The sequence below is a fragment of the Streptococcus parasanguinis genome, assembly GCF_047463195.1.
Lineage (GTDB): Bacteria > Bacillota > Bacilli > Lactobacillales > Streptococcaceae > Streptococcus > Streptococcus parasanguinis_R.
In genome coordinates this window covers 34,059-52,568 of sequence record NZ_JASHEI010000005.1, presented here as the reverse complement: position 1 = coordinate 52,568, position 18,510 = coordinate 34,059, and the positions used below count along the sequence as shown (strand labels likewise).

General features: G+C 41.1%; 14 protein-coding genes. All 14 read right to left on the bottom strand.

Annotation, left to right across the window (positions count from 1 at the left end):
- Positions 1-87 precede the first annotated feature (87 nt).
- On the bottom strand, positions 88-234 hold the full coding sequence (locus QM870_RS05595) for a hypothetical protein (RefSeq protein WP_160312937.1): 147 nt from the start codon (positions 232-234) through the stop codon (positions 88-90).
- Positions 235-393: 159 nt separating this feature from the next.
- Positions 394-816 carry a hypothetical protein gene (locus QM870_RS05590; RefSeq protein WP_049473070.1) on the bottom strand — a complete coding sequence of 141 codons (423 nt, stop codon included), beginning with the start codon at positions 814-816 and terminating at the stop codon, positions 394-396.
- Between the two features lies 1 nt (position 817).
- The gene (locus tag QM870_RS05585; protein WP_414368958.1) at positions 818-3,568 is read right to left on the bottom strand and encodes a hypothetical protein; all 2,751 of its coding nucleotides are present in this window, start codon (positions 3,566-3,568) and stop codon (positions 818-820) included.
- 15 nt (positions 3,569-3,583) lie between these two features.
- On the bottom strand, positions 3,584-3,892 hold the full coding sequence (locus QM870_RS05580) for a TIGR04197 family type VII secretion effector (protein ID WP_414368956.1): 309 nt from the start codon (positions 3,890-3,892) through the stop codon (positions 3,584-3,586).
- 561 nt (positions 3,893-4,453) lie between these two features.
- Positions 4,454-4,843, bottom strand: a complete 390-nt coding sequence (locus tag QM870_RS05575; protein WP_414368955.1) for a hypothetical protein — start codon at positions 4,841-4,843, stop codon at positions 4,454-4,456.
- A gap of 151 nt (positions 4,844-4,994) precedes the next feature.
- Positions 4,995-5,399 carry a hypothetical protein gene (locus QM870_RS05570; protein ID WP_414368953.1) on the bottom strand — a complete coding sequence of 135 codons (405 nt, stop codon included), beginning with the start codon at positions 5,397-5,399 and terminating at the stop codon, positions 4,995-4,997.
- A 1-nt stretch (position 5,400) separates the two neighbouring features.
- Positions 5,401-6,492, bottom strand: a complete 1,092-nt coding sequence (locus QM870_RS05565; protein WP_223325209.1) for a hypothetical protein — start codon at positions 6,490-6,492, stop codon at positions 5,401-5,403.
- A 12-nt stretch (positions 6,493-6,504) separates the two neighbouring features.
- Complete coding sequence (locus QM870_RS05560) at positions 6,505-8,688, bottom strand: hypothetical protein (RefSeq protein ID WP_223325210.1); 2,184 nt, start codon at positions 8,686-8,688, stop codon at positions 6,505-6,507.
- A gap of 13 nt (positions 8,689-8,701) precedes the next feature.
- Positions 8,702-9,064: a hypothetical protein gene (locus QM870_RS05555; RefSeq protein ID WP_414368951.1), complete on the bottom strand. Its 363-nt coding sequence runs from the start codon at positions 9,062-9,064 to the stop codon at positions 8,702-8,704.
- A gap of 13 nt (positions 9,065-9,077) precedes the next feature.
- Complete coding sequence (gene essC, locus QM870_RS05550; protein WP_414368949.1) at positions 9,078-13,478, bottom strand: type VII secretion protein EssC; 4,401 nt, start codon at positions 13,476-13,478, stop codon at positions 9,078-9,080.
- Between the two features lie 3 nt (positions 13,479-13,481).
- Positions 13,482-14,771, bottom strand: coding sequence for a type VII secretion protein EssB (gene essB, locus QM870_RS05545; protein ID WP_414368947.1), 1,290 nt, complete (start codon positions 14,769-14,771; stop codon positions 13,482-13,484).
- 1 nt (position 14,772) lies between these two features.
- The gene (locus QM870_RS05540) at positions 14,773-15,015 is read right to left on the bottom strand and encodes an EsaB/YukD family protein (RefSeq protein ID WP_003013697.1); all 243 of its coding nucleotides are present in this window, start codon (positions 15,013-15,015) and stop codon (positions 14,773-14,775) included.
- Complete coding sequence (gene essA / locus QM870_RS05535) at positions 15,016-15,471, bottom strand: type VII secretion protein EssA (protein WP_340281551.1); 456 nt, start codon at positions 15,469-15,471, stop codon at positions 15,016-15,018. It lies immediately after the preceding gene.
- Positions 15,468-18,491, bottom strand: a complete 3,024-nt coding sequence (esaA, locus tag QM870_RS05530; protein ID WP_414368945.1) for a type VII secretion protein EsaA — start codon at positions 18,489-18,491, stop codon at positions 15,468-15,470. Before esaA ends, essA begins: the two co-directional genes overlap by 4 nt.
- Between the last annotated feature and the right edge of the window lie 19 nt (positions 18,492-18,510).

Here is an 18,510-nt window from a genome sequence, read left to right as displayed (position 1 = left end):
GGATTAATTCGAGGGAGAAGTGAAGACAAAAAAATCACCGATAGGACGGTGATTTCTCGATGATTGGTCAACAGCAGGCAATCCTGATCATTCCCCACTTGTTGCTTCTGTTTCTGAACTGGAGCTCGGTGTCCGAAGCAAATCCTTCATCTGAGACTGGACCGCTTCTCGTGAGCTTTGTTCTTGCTTTTGGATATTCTCCACAGCTGGCTGCAACTTCTGCCTGATTTCCACTTTCTCCTCCTGTTCTTTTTGCGCTTGGAGGTTCGGACGGTACATGGCAAAGAAAGCCCCGATGACCACTAAAAAAGAGAACCAATTCGGTTCTCTCCAGGTTGTAATTTTTTATCAACTCACTACAGTTGATAAAGAGCCAAACAAGTTCCACGCAGGCTATTTCAATGGCGATACATAATCATCTGGAAGTTTGCCTCTCCAGTCAATCCACATTTGCTCAGCAATCGGAATTAATTTTTCAAGTTCTTCTTTAGTAAATAAATCTCTAGTTTCAGGTAAATCAATTAAAGATGTAGGGCTCTCTTCTATGAATCGTTTCTCACTAGCTCTCTTTTCTTCTTCCGTCGGTGGCCAACGATCATTCTGTGCTTTAAAATCAATTTCACGTGCCGTCCTCTTGCCTAATAAATATTCATTAAAATCAGAAGGATTAATTTCAAAGACACGACGAACCGAAGCTATTCCAAACTCTCCGAAAGTGTAATATTTCCCTTCATGTGTTCGAAAATCATATCCTTTCGGTGACTCAATTTTATCAAAGGTATCAAATTCTTCCCATGTTATTTTAGTTAAACTCATTTTAATCGCCTCCTAATTTTCTAATTGTAAATTCTCCCCACGGAACTTCATCAATGACTGCTTCTGGCATATTTCCTGGGAAGGTCTGTCCTCCTGGTTTCCAAAAACCATCAAAAGCAGAATCTTCATTTCCGCTTGGAATTCTTAGATTTTTTATAGATTCTGGTGGAATTTCAATAGCTACAGGGGAAGAGCCTAAGTCTCCTCGATGTAGCCCTAATATGTCTTCCAACAATTCCGGATCTCCCTTAGTCACTTTAATCAATGTTTCGCCAGCTTCTTTAGGCATAACAAAGGCAACATGATCTTTTGGATTACCAATTGCTCCATTATTGTATCCACCTTCTTCGGGTGTGAATTTCTGAAATTTAATAGCTCCATTCTCAAATTGTTGTCTGTGTGCTTCTATGTATTCTGAACTATAAACCTTTTCGATGTTTGGACGATCATTTTTCGGTATTGATAATACACTTTTAGCTGTGTTACCAGGGCGATATTCCACCTTAGGTGCATTCTTAGAAATATTAAAAATTAATTCCCTTTCCGCAGGAGATAATTTATTAAAGACTTTCTCTATATATCTTTCTCGAGTTGAAAAGTCTTTAAACCCTGAACTCTCCCTTGCAAGTTTACTTTCTTCAAGATTCTTCAGGATTTGTTCTTTGTTATACTTCGGCGCTTCGACATCGTGGACATCTTTCACCTCTGGTACATCCAATTCAACCTTCGGTTTAACTGTTCCTACATGATCAACAGCCTCGCCCTTTATAGTAGATAAATCTTTCGGTTTTGTCAACACATCAATATCTGGTTTCTTGGATTTTGGAACCATAGTTGTTGTTCCAGCCACTGCTTCAACTGGTTTGATTTTTGGCACTTTTACATCAACTTTAGGTTTTACTGGCACCTCCAGATCCACCGTTTTAGCTGGCTTGAGTTTTGGTATTTTCACATCCGTATGAGTATTGGGAACTGTAGCTGTATCAGATATATTTATTTCCTTAACGATTTTTGAAGTATCGATTTTAGGTCTAGAAATTTTAGTCATAGCTAACTGAAAGATCCCCAAATTATCGAGAAGGTCAATTGTTGCAGTCGCAACATCTGTTGTACCTTTCACCCATCCATAATTCTTAGCCACAAATATTTCGTCTTTGGTTGCTTTTTCCCCTGTTGATGGATTTTTCCCTGTTTTTAAAATATATTGATTACGTTTATTCATATAATCTGGATCACGCCAATCAATAGGTTGCTTTTTCATCAGTTCGTTAAAACGATAATATTCATAATCCTTTTTCGCTTTATCTGCATCTGATCCAATAATATAATCGAACTCAATAGATGTACGACCAGTCATAAATTCAATATGTTCTGAACTAAGCTCCGCTAATGTTTTTGAATCAATCTTCTTTTTATCCGATGCTCGAAGATTTGCAAACATTTTCTTTTTATCTGTTCTTTCTTGTAAAGTGTCCTCTCCACTAGACTTTTTAAGGTTATAAACTCTATAAATATATGCCGCTTCTTGTAGAGTAACACCTCCTTTTGTATATACATACTGGCCAGTATTAAGATAGCGTTCGTAGTCTTTCACAGCATATCCATAGCTTTCTTCTAAATTTGCAAGGCTTGACTGACTAATTTTATTTTCAAACTTTCGATTTTTCAAAGATTTAGATACTGATTTCGGTACTGAAACATCTAGATAATCTTTATAATAATTTATTAAAAAGTCAAGCTCTCCTGCATTTAATTCTTTGCCCTTATTTGCTTTTTCAATAATCTTCTTATAATTTTCCTGTCTCTCTACTGTACTCAATATAACCTTATTTATTTCTAAATCAGGATATTTAGCTGCAAATTCTTTGGCAAACTTTCTTTCGTCACTAGTTAATTGTTTTCCTTCAATAACTTTATCTACAACTACTCTATAACGCATCTCCTCAGCTTTTAAAGATCGCACTTCTTTGGTATATTGTAGAATTTCCTGATCTACCACTCCTGGATACTCACTGTTATACCGTTCAATTGCTGTAAGATCCGATTCTGTTAGCTCCTCTCCGTTATATAATTTCTGAAGAGCCTTATCATAGGATTCTTGTAGGTTAACTGCACGAGCTTCCCATTTTGTTGCAACAGTGGTAGCCCAATCCGTACTTGTTGTACATTCAAAAGTTCTAGCACCAAAAGAGACACCTAGGGTATGTTCTGCAGAAGCGATTGTTGCCGCAGCATCATTTGCTGCGGTGCAGGCTGAAGCAGAAGCAGTATCAAAGGCTCTTAAGTGCTCTAATTTCTCAGTAGCCACCCTAATTTGTTCATCCAGTTCAGATGCTTGTTTACGTAATGATTCTAATGAAGCTTTCTGTGAATCAGTGAGTTTATCTCTTCGTTCAAAACTTGCAATAGAAGAACTAACTTGCATACTCCCTCTAGTTGCGTTATTAATTTCAGTTTGGAGCTCCTCCTCATCCAAACTCTCTGAACCACATAGCGCTGTATAGGTGTCAGCAAGGTAGTCTGCAGCGTCTGCAACAGCTTCAGAATATAAGATACAAGCTTGATAATAGGAAACCATAATTCCTGACGCATAAGTACGCGCAGCATCATAACCATCTCCTTGTAGTTCATATGAGCCACTAAATGTACTGAAAGCATTGATCAGTTGCTTGTAGCCTGCTACACGCGCTTGAGAAGCGCTTGAAGTTGTAGAAGACATCGTCTGAAGGGCACCGTAGTTTACTTTAACCATCTATCTCTTCCTTTCTCAATGCTTTGCCGAACTATACAGTTCTTCGCTTCCTGTCCCTGTATGACTATTGATATATCCTGCAATCGAAGCGTCTGTCGTCTGGAACTCTGCATGAATTCCATGGAGTACTTGGATAAAGTCGATCGCCCGCTCCTTTACTTGCTCACCGGCATTTTTATCACCATCAATATTGGCTGACATTCCTTTCTGGCCTTGATAAACATTGCCATCATCTTTTGTCCCAGTAGCAGAGCTCACTGAGTTTGAAGCAGACACAATACTATCCGCATAGGAATGAACTGTATCATTTGATTGAATTGCCATAGAAAATTACTATCCTTTCGTTGAAGGGGGATGTTCGGTAAGGAAGTCGTCGAATACTAATATTTTAAATAAAGTCTTTATTGACCTAATTATTATTCGTTATTGCCAATAATAAATTGCTGACGCGAACCTCTACTTATCGCACATCCTGTTTCATTGTCTACTATTGAAAAGTCGTCAGATTTAAAAAATAAATCTTCATCAAACAAGCCAAATACGAAACTCGGTCTTTCTTTAGAGCTTTCACCTCATGTATGACAAAGTCACATGAATGGTTACAGAAAACTCTATAAAGCTAGGACCATTTTGTAATTCGTTCTATTTTGTTTGAAGTTAACTTTTCCTTTTGCTCGGATTGAACTCAGATCTTTAATGTAATCTCACTCATCCAATACCAAAATATTTTTAAATGTTATTTTCTTTCTTCATTTAGTTAAGTAAAAAACAAATACCACTAAAAAATATTACCTTACTATCATACCTGAAATTACTTTGAAAATCAAATTAATTACTAGTTAGAGAGAGTTAAGAGGATGAAAAAAGAGAGAACCGCGGTTCTCTCTAAAATCTATTTTGCTTCGCTTCTTTTTCAGTCAGCTCATTTAAGAGTTGAGAGCGTTTCTTTTGAACTATTTCAAGCTGACGCTCTGTCTCACGATACTGCTGTTTAAGTTGCAATTCCTGCTCGTCTAAATCTAAAAAGAGTTTTCGAGTTGTCTCATCCATCTGTTCTAGTAGTTGGATATAAAAGGAGCGGTGAGAAGGTGTTACCCCCATCAAGAGTAAATCATTGAGCTGATAGAGAGCATCTCCTTGAGAATACTCAAGATCTTCACGCAACAGACGAAGCGCTTTTTGCTCATCTTGATTGTCCTCTAACTGCAGATCCAACCTCATCTGATCCTTGTAAAGTACGTCCAACTTCTCTTGTTGTCTATTTTGTTTTTCCATTGATAGGAGAACCTCCAATAGCTAAAATCACTAAAATACTTATCCGTTATTTGACAATACCTTTTTGTATCCTGATTTTTCAGTGGGATAAAACATCTCACTTGATATAATTACCTTCGGAAAAAACTACTCTTTCATAAAATGGGTTGTGCTATGCAGGGAAATCGTTGAATTGTGAATTGGTATTCTCCACCATTTTTCGACGAAAATGTTGATCAGATGTCGTTTTTCCTCCTTGGATATACCGTTCTTGACGTTGCAATCCAGTCTCCGGCGCTTTCGTATACATAGTCTGACCAATTGAATTAGCCATAGAGTCATCTGCTACTCTGAAAGATTCACCAACATTACACAAGAATTCATCCAAAGATCCAATTGTCTCCTTCATTTCAGAAGATAATTTTTTTAAACTATCTGTTGCATTTTGAATTTGTTCTGTAGCACTAGACTCAATGAAATCAGAAGCATTATTTTCTAACTCAGAGCTCAGATCACGAAAAGCACCATTTACCCTATTTAAATTATCAGGATTAATATTCTTTAGGTTCTTATCCATATTACCCCCTTTTCTTTTCCTGTTCTATCAATACCCGGCGTTCTTTATTTAATGCTAAATCTTTATCAACATCATAATAAGCTTCAAACTCTTCTTTGGTATTCACTTGATGGACTTGTCCATCCGTACTCAATTCTGCTGGAATCGTGATTCCTTCGTAGAGATTAGTATCAGCGGGGACAAAGAGTTGATACAAGTCGATAAACTGCTGGACATTTCCGTAGACAGTATCATAATTTAATTTAGCATCAAGCAGAATATATAATTGAGAATTCTTTTTACGGAGTAATTGGTAAGCCCTTGGATCAGACTTTTCTATAACACTCCCCTTTAAATTATTAGGAAAGAATGTTAGTTGATTCTGATATGAGTCATCATATGCATTGGTAGTTCTAAAGGGTTCCGTAGCATTGTCTAGAATAACCTTTAATTGTCCTAAAGCAACAGAAGGCGTATTAGATCCACCTTGTTCTTTTGAATCTTCCCACTCAATTTTCTTCGTTTCAAGATTTAGCCATAAAATTTTACTCTCCGAAAGTTCCCAATCTCTTTCGTAAACTTTTATAGGTAAATAATCTTTACCATTTATCTCCTCAATACCGCCTGTTTTTTCTGGTATGTATTTAGAATTATAATCTCCTACTAACTTATAAAGATCTACCTTGCTCTCCTCTAATTCTTTATCTTTGATTCGATAAATAGAAAGACTAAAGTACACATCCGGATCCTCTTTTGGTAATTTTTGCGAATACCGATGAGTTGAATTATAAAAATAGTAACGAACAATATAACGCTTGTTAGATGCTCCATGAGCACCCAATAAATTCTCACTTACATTTGGATTGTACTTAGCAAATAGCTTATCTTCTTCCGGAGTTAGAGACTTCCAATGAACTACTACTCCTTTACCATCTTCTATAAAACGATAGGAATCAATTTCCCATTTTCCAGTATAATAGCGTGATCTTTCATATTTTTCACGTTCTTGTTTGGCTTTTTCCAACTGTTGGTGATGTTGATAGGTAAAAAGTCCGAAAATAACAATTGAAATCACTAAAAGGAATGAGACAGTAAGAAATATATTTTTTTTCATTTTAATTCCTCCTTAGTTACCATACTTTTCGTTAAAATAATTATCAAAGTCGGTTAAAACATTACCTCCTTCAATTTCGATCAATGCATCATACATTTGAAAAATTTGTTCTGAGGTCATATTCTGCACAGTTAATGGCTTATCATTAAATAATTCACCTACTGCTTCTGTCATTGCATGAAAGACTCGTTCTTCCGGAGATGCGCTCTCAGCATTAAAACTATTCTCCTCAGGATGTACTCCTAAAAGGAAATCTCTCATACGAGGGTCATCCTTAAAACGTTTATTAATTATAGTTTTGGCTCTTGTAACCAGTGACGACTCTGTTTTTTTTGATTGTTGATCTTCCACAAATCCCATTACTCCATTTTGGTTAAGCTCTCCTATTCGTTTGTATGCTCCATAGTCTGTATAAAGTCGTGAGCTATGAGAAGCAACCTTAGTTTTCCCAGAATTACGTTCAAATAATGTCCAGCCTCCCTGACCAACCAAAATATCATAAATCGTCTTCTCTTTATCATTTTTTTCTCTTTTAAATTCCTCGATTTTGCTATTTTTTTCCATAAAATCTTGTAACATATTTGATAAAGGAGAAACTCCATAATTCCCTGAATTTTTAATAATTGTTTTTAAACGTCCTGAAGTTATTTCTTCTAATACACTCTGTGTATTTTCTACACCATCTCCAATTTTTGAATTTCTTAAATCTGTAAATACACTGAATGTTCCTGACGCTACTGGCCCTCCAACGAATTCTAAAATCGTTTTTATACCATTTTTCCCTACAGAGGCCCAAAATTCATCTTCTACTTTTTGTTGTTCCTGTGCAATTTGTTCCAACTCTTTCTTATATTTTCCACTAAGTGAACCTAAAGTACCATTTTCAAAATGAGAAATATGCTCTTTTGTAGTTTCTTTAAATGGTACATTTTTAACTTTATCAAAGTCTTTAATCGGATCACTAGCATTTTTTATGACTCCTTTTTCAATTGTTTTCTTAGTTAGCACCCATTCCGAGTTTTCCGCGTTATTTAAAGCGATTTTTAATCCATTACGAGTATAAAGATCTTTTACTTTGTGATCAGTACTATTCCCTAATACTTCTTCCCTTTTATGTTCAGTTCCAATTTTAAGCACTCGTATTGAAGCTAATAGACCTGACAAATCATTCATTTGTTTCAACTCTTTTTTGTATTGATCCCATTCAGCTTCATTATAATCAGGAGATTTTTCAAATGCTTGCATATCTGCAGCATGAAGTTTTTTCAAAATCACCTGTACATTGCCAAGATTCGTTGCTATTTCTTTTACTTTGGATTGATCAACTTTTTCAAGCGCATTTAGAAATAACTGTATTTTTTTAATTCCTGATTTACTTCCATCCATCCAAGAAGTCATATCTTCCGCTACATTTTTATACGCCCCGTCAGAAACTTTAGCAGGGTCCTCAGACATTATATTTGCGATTTCTGCTGTATTTCCCTTTAATTGTGCATTTAAGATCCTAACATCAGCATCCGTACTTACTCTATTAAGGTAAACCATCTTATCTTTAGTGAGATTTCCACTCTTGATACCCTCTAAAATACTTGGAACACATACTTTAGTTACTGCTTTAAAATTATGAATTTGGTTCGTTAAATTCGTAAACAAATCGGCCGAACCGTTAACATTATCTGCTAATACAGAATCTGCCAGTATTATTCCTGTATGAGTCCCTGATCGGGCAAGAATTTCAGTTGCTATATACATATCTGCTACAGGATCAAAGCTTCCTAAACTAGAATCTCCTTCTCCCATAGCTTCAACAGCTTCATCCAGCACAGTAACTAAATTATCCTTAACAATTGTAATCTCATTACGTTGAGGTGTAGTAAGAGAATTTAATAGAGTAGTCATTGCATCATCATCTGTGTATGCTAAACTTGAGAACCCCAACCCTTTAATCGCATCTGTGAAAGTGGATATATGACGCCCGTAAGTTCGAATAGCCTCAGGAGCTGTAGAAAATATGGTCGTTTGGATATTATTTAATACACTAAAGAATGCATTAATAGCCTCTGCTTTTTCACCTTCTAGACTCGTATTGAATTCACGAACTGTATCGTTAGCAGCTAGTTCGAATTTACCAGCGAACCCCTGGATGCTAGTTGCATAATTCTCTAAACCAGAAATATTCTTTACTTTTACTGTCATACATTCACTTCCTTTATGAGTTCATAGCTGCTATCAATGCACTCTGAGCATTCGTTGCCTTCGTATTAGCTGTTGCTAAATCTGCTTCTACCTGTTTAATTTTGGCACTCAGTAATCCTAGAATTTCCTCTTTTTTTGTCACTAATATTTTTTCTAAGGCGGTTAAATCTGCTTTTTCTTGGTGCTCTTCATCGTCATACTTATCACCTGCAATATTTTCAGAAAGTGTCACCTCATACTTTATAGTTGTTGACTGTTTGTTCAATTTTGTATGAATAGCTCTCAACTTTGAAACTTCCCCTGATAATCGAGTAACTTCAATACTTGCTTCAATAGATGCTCTTGTTAAGGCATTTAATGTCGATTGATTAGCCATAATTCATCCCCTTCTATTTCATTAATACTTTCACTTTTCTTACAAATCCATCTTCTACATAGTAGTTCACCTGGCTATCAAGTGGTTCTTCACGAACTGGTCGATTGATAACATTTAGGACACTTTGGTCTGTAATCCGCATGGCCACGATCGCTTGTTTATAGAGCTTGATAGATTTTGATACTTCGTCAATTTTTCGATTCAACTGACTACCACTCATAGCTACGGTAGCATAGCCTACACGCGCCCCTTTTTCAAGGACATAGTTCAGACTAGATTGAAGATCCATACCTAGATCATTCATAAGTTCTAGTTGATTGTATAGTACAATCGTTGCTTCATGTTGCGATTTCTGCTGTTCCAATCTCAATTGGATATTTTCTTCCATTTTCTTGATTCCAGCTACATAGTCTTCCTTCGTAGAGAGAATTGTCACACCTTCCATCTCTGGCAGTTCATTATAGGCTGGCGCCAACACAATCACCTTTTGCTTACTGTGGGCGATTTGTTTGACGAATTGTGTCATCTGCTCTTCCTTATCTGTTAGATAAAGAAGGTTGCCTTTCTTGAGATCCCATGTCACAGGCTCAACTGTTTCCATATCCAATCCGAGTGGTACTTTTCCTTCATCCAGCAAGGCTGCTACATCCTCACGTCCATAGAAGGCTGCTTCTGTCAACTCATCTGGCACCATTGGGATGCCTGCTGGAGTGCGGCCTGTCCACATCTCTTTGAGGCTTTGGACTTGATCGCGGAGGTTGTTGATGATTTGGATATCATTGTCCCCTGCGACTGGTAAGGCAAACTGGACGACATCGACTTCGTCACGCTTCATGAGTGCCCGTCCCTTGATGTCTTCCATCGTAGAAGCCAGTGGGGTTGCTCCTACGATACCGCGGACTTCAGAGATATCATTTTGTGGCAAGGTCAGCTGGTGCTTGAAGTTAGAATAGAGCTGAGCCCGTAGGTTGTTCTGACGGCTAGCTGTGATGATCAGGTGCACACCGATGCTGAGACCTTCACGGGAGATCCGCATGAAGAGCTTGAAGAGGTCTGTCTCATAAGGCTCATCCTTCATAGACTCATAGCTATCCATGAGGATGACCATGGTTGGCTCTTGCTTACCGGTCACTTCACGGTAGAGGGCGATGGTGCCGACACCATGCTCAGACAGGAGCCTCTTGCGACGATCCAACTCGCGGTTGATGATTCGGATGAATTTCTGGATTTTTTCCGTCTGATCCAGCAAGAGACTATCAGCCACATGTGGCAATTGAGTCAAGGGTGCTAGACCATTGGTTCCGAAATCCAGCAGGTACATAGTCAGATTTTCTGGACTCTGCTTGCGAGCCAGATCCATTGCGGCTGTCTGTAGGAAAGTGGTCTTTCCTGTACCTGGACTTCCGTAAAGGAGGATATTCCCATCTTTTGACAGATCGATGGCGACAGCTTCTTGCTTTTGCGCTTGAGGGATATCGGCGACCCCGATCAGGACGCTTGGAGCTGTCCGTTTTTGCCAAGCCTCGATCGGCACGACCTTTTCCAACTCATCCAGCGTGATCCGCTCTTTGAGGGGTGGCAACCATGGTTGGGCCACAGCTGCGATACCTTCTTCTTGGTGCAAGTGATTGATTTCTTGCACGATGACATCCAGCTCTGTTGGCACTTCCTTGATTTCTTCTGCCATATCCAGACCGGAGAGGTCTTGATTGAGGACTTCGTATTGGCCCAGTTCATTGATCAAGTAGATAGTATGGTCTTCGATCCCTAGCTGGTCCTTCTCAGGCTGGTAGTCTGCTCCTGACCAAGCGGTTTGGAAGAGTTCATAGACTTCGTTATTTCCGACTTGGAGGTAGGCACGACCGGTCTGGGTGATCTCAGCCGCATCTGCCGTCCGCAGCATCTCCATAGAGTCCCCACGATCTGCCACCTTGAGGGCTAGCTTGAAGCGGGAGTTGGACCAGATCTGGTCATCCACGACCCCAGAAGGTTTTTGCGTCGCAAGGATCAAGTGCACCCCGAGGGAACGCCCGACACGTGCGATAGAGACCAATTCCTTGATGAAGTCTGGTTGGTTGACCTTGAGTTCGGCGAACTCATCACTGATCAAGAAGAGGTGAGGAAGCGGTTCTGTCGCTTCACCGAGTTTAAATTTCTTTTGGTATTGGTTGATATGGTTGACCCCATATTGACCAAAGAGGCGTTCCCGACGATGGATCTCCGCATTGATAGAGGCTAGGGCCCGCATGGACTGGGCGCCATCCAAGTTGGTGATGGTCCCAAGCAAGTGAGGCAGATCCTTGAAGAGGTTGGCCATTCCCCCACCCTTGTAGTCGATGAGGAGGAAAGCCACATCGTGTGGGTGGAAGTTGACGGCAAGGCTCAGGATATAAGACTGAATGGTTTCAGACTTACCAGAACCGGTTGTCCCTGCAATCAAACCGTGTGGTCCATGGGCTTTTTCATGGAGATTGAGGTAGACCAAATCGTCCTTCCCGCGCAGACCAATCGGCACTGCCAAACTTTGGTAAGGGGCATGGCTCTCCCAACGACTCAAGACCTTGAGGTCATTAAAAGTTTCCGCCTGGTACATTTCAAGGAAGGTCACCGAGTCTGGAATTGAACTCTTAAGCTGTTGGATATGCTTGAGAGGGGCAAGGCCACGCGAGATGGCTTCCTTGTCATAACCTTCAGGGAAGTGATCCAATTGGAAGTCAAGCTCACGAAGAACCCCTTCTTGCAAGAGCAATTGCCCTTGGTTGCGGTCCTTGATGGAGATAACGGTTTGGATATTTTCAGAAAGAGATGAGAGCACATCTGCCACATAGATGATAGAGCATCCTAGCTCTGTCGGATCCTCACGGAAGAACTCCATGATGACATGGTCCAAAATCAAGGTTTCATCGGTGATGAGGACCACATAGTGCGGGTGGAAGATCTTGGTATCATTGGCTTTTTCTTCCTCTTTTTGCGCCTTGCGGAGCTTGAGGATTTGGTTAAGACTGTTCAAGACCTGATCGCGTGTCCGCTGATTGTAGACAAAGCTACGGACATTCATATCTTGCAGGGTCGCATGGGGCAACCAGCGCATCCAATCCCAGCTTTCTTTTTCTTCTTCTGGAATGATCGGAATAATGGTCAGATCATGGTAGGAGTGAAAGACAGCCAATTGGGAAACCAGGAGTTGCAACTGCTCTAGCACGATAGGACGAGGACCGACGTACCCTACAGGTCCCCGATTAAGACTGGCTACAATCGGAAGATTGTCGATCTTTTGATGAGCTTGGAAAAGAGCATAGCCTTCTTCTTCCAAGGCATCTTTCTTCCCACTGCGCTCTTCCTGACCATATTTGAGCTCATAGCTGGTTGGAACCTTGCCCAAGCCCAAACGATAAGCCAAAAAGTCAAAATGAAGCGGTGTTTTTTCGTAGATTCGCGAGTCATAGCGTTTGACCATCTTGGTCAAATCTTCGATCGCTGGGAAATGGTAAAACATGCCTTCTCGCTGCTTACGAGATAGCTGTTCCAAGTCCTTGGCCTTGTCCTTGAGATAGAGATGGTAGAGCTCCACGCGCTCTTTCTTGTCTTCTTTGTATTTCTTACGATTCTTGAAGAATCCTTGGACCGAAAAGATCACACTAACCACAGACATGGATACTGTCGCGATGATGTAGAGCCCCCGCGGTTGGAAAATGGTGATCAAGAGGGTCACCCCAACCATGATGAGGGGTGGCATGATTAACTTCAAGAGTTCATCTGATGGCTTTTGAGGCTCCGCTCCCGGAGGATTGATCAAGATCTTGTCTTCCGAACTCCGGTAGATGATCCGCGGAGACCGGTGGTACTCTGGATAGTCCTTGTAAAAGTCATAGCGTGAATGCAAACGCGGCACCAGATAAGGACTCACTTCGACAGCCCCTTCCACGCCAAATTCTTCCGGATAGAGCTTAAAGGTCACATCTCCAATGGCAAGCTCATCCCCAAAGGCTAGTGGAAACGTTGCTTCACTGACTAGTTTGTGGTTATGGTAGAGTTTTCCGGATAAGAGCTGGCAAGTCCAAGTCTGCTCTTTTCTCACAAGGAGAAAGCGTACTGGATAGTGCAAGCGCACATCCGCACCCTTTTCATCTGCTACGAGAATTTCTTCCTTGTCTAGCAGTTCATAGGTATGGACTTCTCCTGTCGCCAAGTAGCAGACCACATCTCCAAGGATCTTGCTATTTCCAAGCACACCCTTGTCTTCACCATACTGGTAGAAGATTTCTCCTTGACTCCATTGGAAATGAAGGGGATTTTCTTGCGAAGCAAGGGTCAACTGAGCTATTTCTTGATTCGATACGGTGGCTGTCTTTCCCTCTTCTAGCGCTAACTCATAGCGAAAACCTTTTTTATAGAGTATGATACGTTTTTTCATAGACTACTCCTTGTGTTCGCTAGACTCAGTCGAGCTTGCAGTTGTAGAAGACGAGCTTTCTGTTGAGGAACCTTCCGTAGATGAAGCCGTTGTTGAGCTGCTAGTAGAAGATTTGGTTTCATCTGTCTCTGCTTCCAAGAGTTTAGAACGGGCATCCCAGTATTTCTTGTATTCGCCCTCTAGCTCAGAGAGTTTCTTCTCGCGCTGTTCACCAGAGAGTTTTTCGCTATCACGTGTCGCCTTGATTTCTTTACGAAGGGCATAGATGATCAAGTCTGAATCGTCGATCCGCTTGGCTGTATCCAGCGCTTGGGTAAAGTCATGACGGCCGATATAGATCCAGTAGTGGAGATAGAGACTGTCTGATTTGAGCGTGACGTTGTTGAGGATGACCTTCTTTTGGTCCTCTGAGAAATTCAAGCCTTGCAAGTAAGACGTCGCCAACTCGTATTTCTGTGTCGTTGGAAGACTGCTTGGAGCCACTCCCTCCAACTCATCGATCACACCGGTGTAGTCTACTTTAAGAAAAGCAGTATCCGCTTGAAGCAACTTTTCTTTAAAGGGGGCTTGGAAAAAGACCAAATAAATCAAGGGCAAGAGTAAGAGGGCCACTACAGCTGAAAGCCATACTGTTGCCAACTTAAAGATTCGGTGTTGACGACTTGAAACCAAGGTCAAGGTCTTTTCTTCCTCTTCCTTGCGTTCTTGGTAGGCTTTCTCTAAGAGAGCTTTCATCTCTTCTAAGCTAGCAGCATCACGGATTTCTACCAAGAAATCAGGCAGATCTTCTAATTCAAGTGTGCCTTGATAGAGCTCCATGAAATCCCAGTCCCCAAAAAGAGTGACCGCATAGCACTTGGCCTGCCGCAAGAATTCAACCTGATCCCACTTGCGTGGCACCATCATTCCCGGCACCCCGCGATAAGCGATCTTGACTTGCGCATCCTTGGTCACAAACAAATTGATAGGATGCAACATAAAGGTCACCGGAAGCTCCAAGGCTGGCGCCAAATCCAAGACATTGATAGCTAGACGCAGACGGTCTGAAACCGGTAATGCCTGGATTTCTTCTGCACTCAAGCCTAGCGCGTCTGTCTGATAGGTCAGATGAATCTGGTCTTGATCCGCTGTCATGCTTTGCTCTAAAAACAGGGGATGATGGAGATCCAAAATCCATAAATTGCGTAAATCCTGGCTATCCACTTCTGAACGCTTGAGGTCCAGCCGCCAGCTCGTTTCTTCTTTTTCAAAACGGAAGACTTGTTCTTCCAGTGTAAATTGTTCTTCTTTCACCTTACCACTCCTCAATCTCGATCAGATCACCACTCGTGATCGGATACTCTTGTACCACCTTGCCTTCATCTAGCAAGATGCCTTTATTTACCACGCGCAACTGATACTTGCTTCTAGGCTCCATGGCAGACCCAAAGATCTGATCCAATTCCCGAATCAAGCGTCGCACCTCCATCCGTGTTGGGATTCGGAGGTCATGGCTTGCACCATTCATACGGAAGGTGACATTGATATGTTGGTCCATTTAGGCCTCTTTTCTATAGATTCGATAGGAAATGTAGCCAGCAATCCCAAAGAGAAGGACACTCCAAGCCAGCATTTGCAAGGCTGGAATAAAATCCGACAAACTAGCCGAATTGTCCTCCACATTGGACTCAAATTTAGATAATTTTTGATTTTCAGGCTGGAACAGGTCCGCTTCAGGCCCTGTTTTTTTCTTTCCCTTTATAGCAGAAAACAACTGGCCGTCTGAATCGGTCAATTGTTTCTCTTGCTTGCGTTTTTCATCTGCTATTTTTTTCTGATCCTTCTCATTGAAAAGAGACTCAGTCGCATCCAATTGGCCCCCAAGTGTCTTTTCCTTCTCTGTCTCAAGACGTGAGTTGTTGACCTGCAGACGATTATCAATAAAATCATCTGCAGAAACAGCAACTACTGGAATGAGACTAAAGACAAAGAGAAGATACATCATTTTTTTCATAAGCTTGATTCAATTTCCTTTGTTTGAGTAAACTTCTTTGGAATGAAGATATTGGCAACCGCCAAAAGTCCGAAGAAGACCAACAATCCGAAGAAGACGCCGATACCGGCTGTTTGTCCATCAAAGTAACCCGCAAACTGTCCTTCTAAAATAGAAAGGAGGTTAACATTTTTCACCAGTGCTGGAAGGCCTGACAAGGTCGCGGTCGTTCCGATCGCACTTGATAGGTAGACATAGCTGATCAACATGAAGAAGGCCAGTCCCATTCCAATCACACGGAAGTGTTTCAAGAGAAGGTATTGCAGTTGTACCAAGACAAAGCTTGCTAGAACCGCTAAGAATACCCATGAAGGTACATATTCACGACCAACAGAGAGTTGAATACTTGAAATCATTCCGATCACCAGTCCAAGGATGAGAGAAAGTCCCACAAGGACACCGACAGACAAGAGATCTGATTCTTGCAAGCGATCCAATTTGAAACGATCCTTAACCTTACGGATGATTGGCTGAGTCGCAAAGAGATAAGCTGTAAAGAGGCTCAAGACTTCCAACATAAAGATCCAGATAAATGGACGGTAGACGTTGATGGTCGCTTTCACAGAAGACGATTTCTCTGCAACTGGATTTGACAAGAAGTCAAGCAAGACTTCATTCGGCACTCCGTTTTCATAGGCATTGTTGAAGACCTTACGGAAGGCTTCGACGAAGTTCCCGTTTTCAGACAATTCCTTGTCGAATTCACCCATCAAGCTCTCTGCATCGCTAGACAATTTCTCTGTATTGCCTTGGGCTTTTTCCAATTCTTTGTTCAATTGACTAAAGATTTCATTGGTAGAGTTAGCAGCTTCTACATTGCTACGAGATGAGCTCTTAACGCCTTCTGTCGAGCTCAATAATGACGTGTATTCAGAACCAAGGGCTGACAAATCTGCATCGGTCTTGGTTTGAGCCTGTGTCACTGTTTCTTGTGATTTTGAGATCTCTTCTAAACGTTTTTGAAGCTCTGCATATTGCGTCAATTGATCGTTGATATTTTGGGTTAGATCCTTGTTGGTGTTTTCGATCGCTTGAAGATTGGCCTGCAATTGTGGTCCCAAGTCTTGCAACTGTTGGAGTGTACCATCTAACTGGGCTTTCACACTCTTCGTTGCATCCCCAGATTCATCCGTTTCAATACTCTTACGGTAGTCCTTCATGTTACTTGAAACAGCAGCCTTCACGATGTCGACCAAAGCGTTTGTCAAATCCATATCTTCGATTGGATCATAGAGCGAATGACGATCTCCCTTTTCATCTTCTGGATAGTAGGCATCGATCAATGCTCCTGCGCGTTGATAATCCAAGGCGATTTCACTAGCTTTCGATGCATAGTTAGCGACAGCTGTTTTCAAATCTTCTGCAGATACGGTCACACTGGTTGAAGAAACTCCATTCACAAGGACTTCAACATCAATCGCGCTTGGCATAGCTCCTCCATCTTCAACAAGGTGAATTTGAATTTGTTTGCCATCTTTCAGTTCGACTTCCTGCTCGCCGCTACCTGCATAAGTATGTCCATCATAGGTCCAAGTATCAACCTTGACTCCTGCTGGCACTTGGATGCTAACCTTCTGTTTTCCAGATTTAGCATTGAGGACATCCGCAACTGCCGTTGATTTGGCATCCACTTCTGCAGCCAATCGTTTTAATTCATCGGCATTCCCTTTTGCTTGCGCCTTCGTTCCAGCAAAAGCACTATCAAAATTAATCGCTGCGTTGAGATTCCCATACTTATTCAGATTAAGACTAGCAGGGTCTAAAGACGGAAGTTTTTCAATCGCTTGACGAATGTCATCATCCGCTTTATCTCGAGCCTTGCTGATAGTTTCGATTTTTGGTTTTCCAAGCAAGGTACGAAGAGTGACTTTGTCTCCTTCTTTTAGACCATAATAGTCAAGGATCTTCGTTTTTACAGAAGACTCGATGTTCTTTTCGTGCTCATCTAATTTGTCGCGTTCTGCCTTGATCCCTTTTTCGAGGTCTGCCACACGATCATTCACATCTTTTGTCAAGCCTGCATAGGTCTTGGTCCCTGAAGCATCTCCTTCTGTTTCAGTTGGTTGACTCAATTGTTTGGTAATTGCTTCTTGGTTTTGTTGTAGATTCTTATACAACTCTTGGGTCTTTTCACTGACAACAGACTGGTTCATAGACATCAGCTGGTTCATGAACTCTTCATGGCTGATCTTATCCTCAGAGCGTTGCTTGATCAATGTGTCGAAGTTTTGACCGTACTGATCCTGAGATTGGGTCAATTGATCAAAAGCCTGTGTATAAGACTCAAGGACTGTCTTCAAGGCATTATTCGACTCGACAGAAGACGTAGACAAGCTATAGAGACTTGGAAAGATATTCTTGGAATCCAAGGCCGAATCCAGCAAGTTGCTTCGGTATGAACCAATGTTGGTCGATTGGATTTTGTTACTTGTTTCCACGTTCTTCTGAGCTGTATAAAGGTTGCTCAAAATGCTGACCATATACATATCAACCAACTGGCTATTCAAGTCTGAAACGATATCTTTAGCGACTTTATTGGCCTCGTTCTCAACCTGAGAATTTCCAGCCGCATTGACCTTATACGTCACCGTTGTCTTCTCTGCATTAACCGCGTTCACTTCCAAGACCTTCTCTGAGAAATCACTTGGAATAACGATCATCAACTGGTACTTGCCATCTGCAAGCCCTGACTCAGCAGCTCCACGAGGGAGTACAGACCAGTTTTGCGAATTATCCCGCTCGATATTCTTTACATAGCTAGCCCCAAGGTTGTATTCTTTATCATTCAGTTTAACCGCCTTGTCTTCGTTGACAACTGCAATATTGAGCTTGGTGTTTTCTGTCGTTTGTACGGTCTTGGCTTCGTTTTGCTTTTGGTCCTTTTGAACCGTCGTATAAAGACCCACTACAGATCCCATCAAAAGGAGCACAACCGCACTCTGACCGATGTATTTTAACCATTTTTTATTTTTAACTTCCATACCTTTTCCTTTTTCTAAT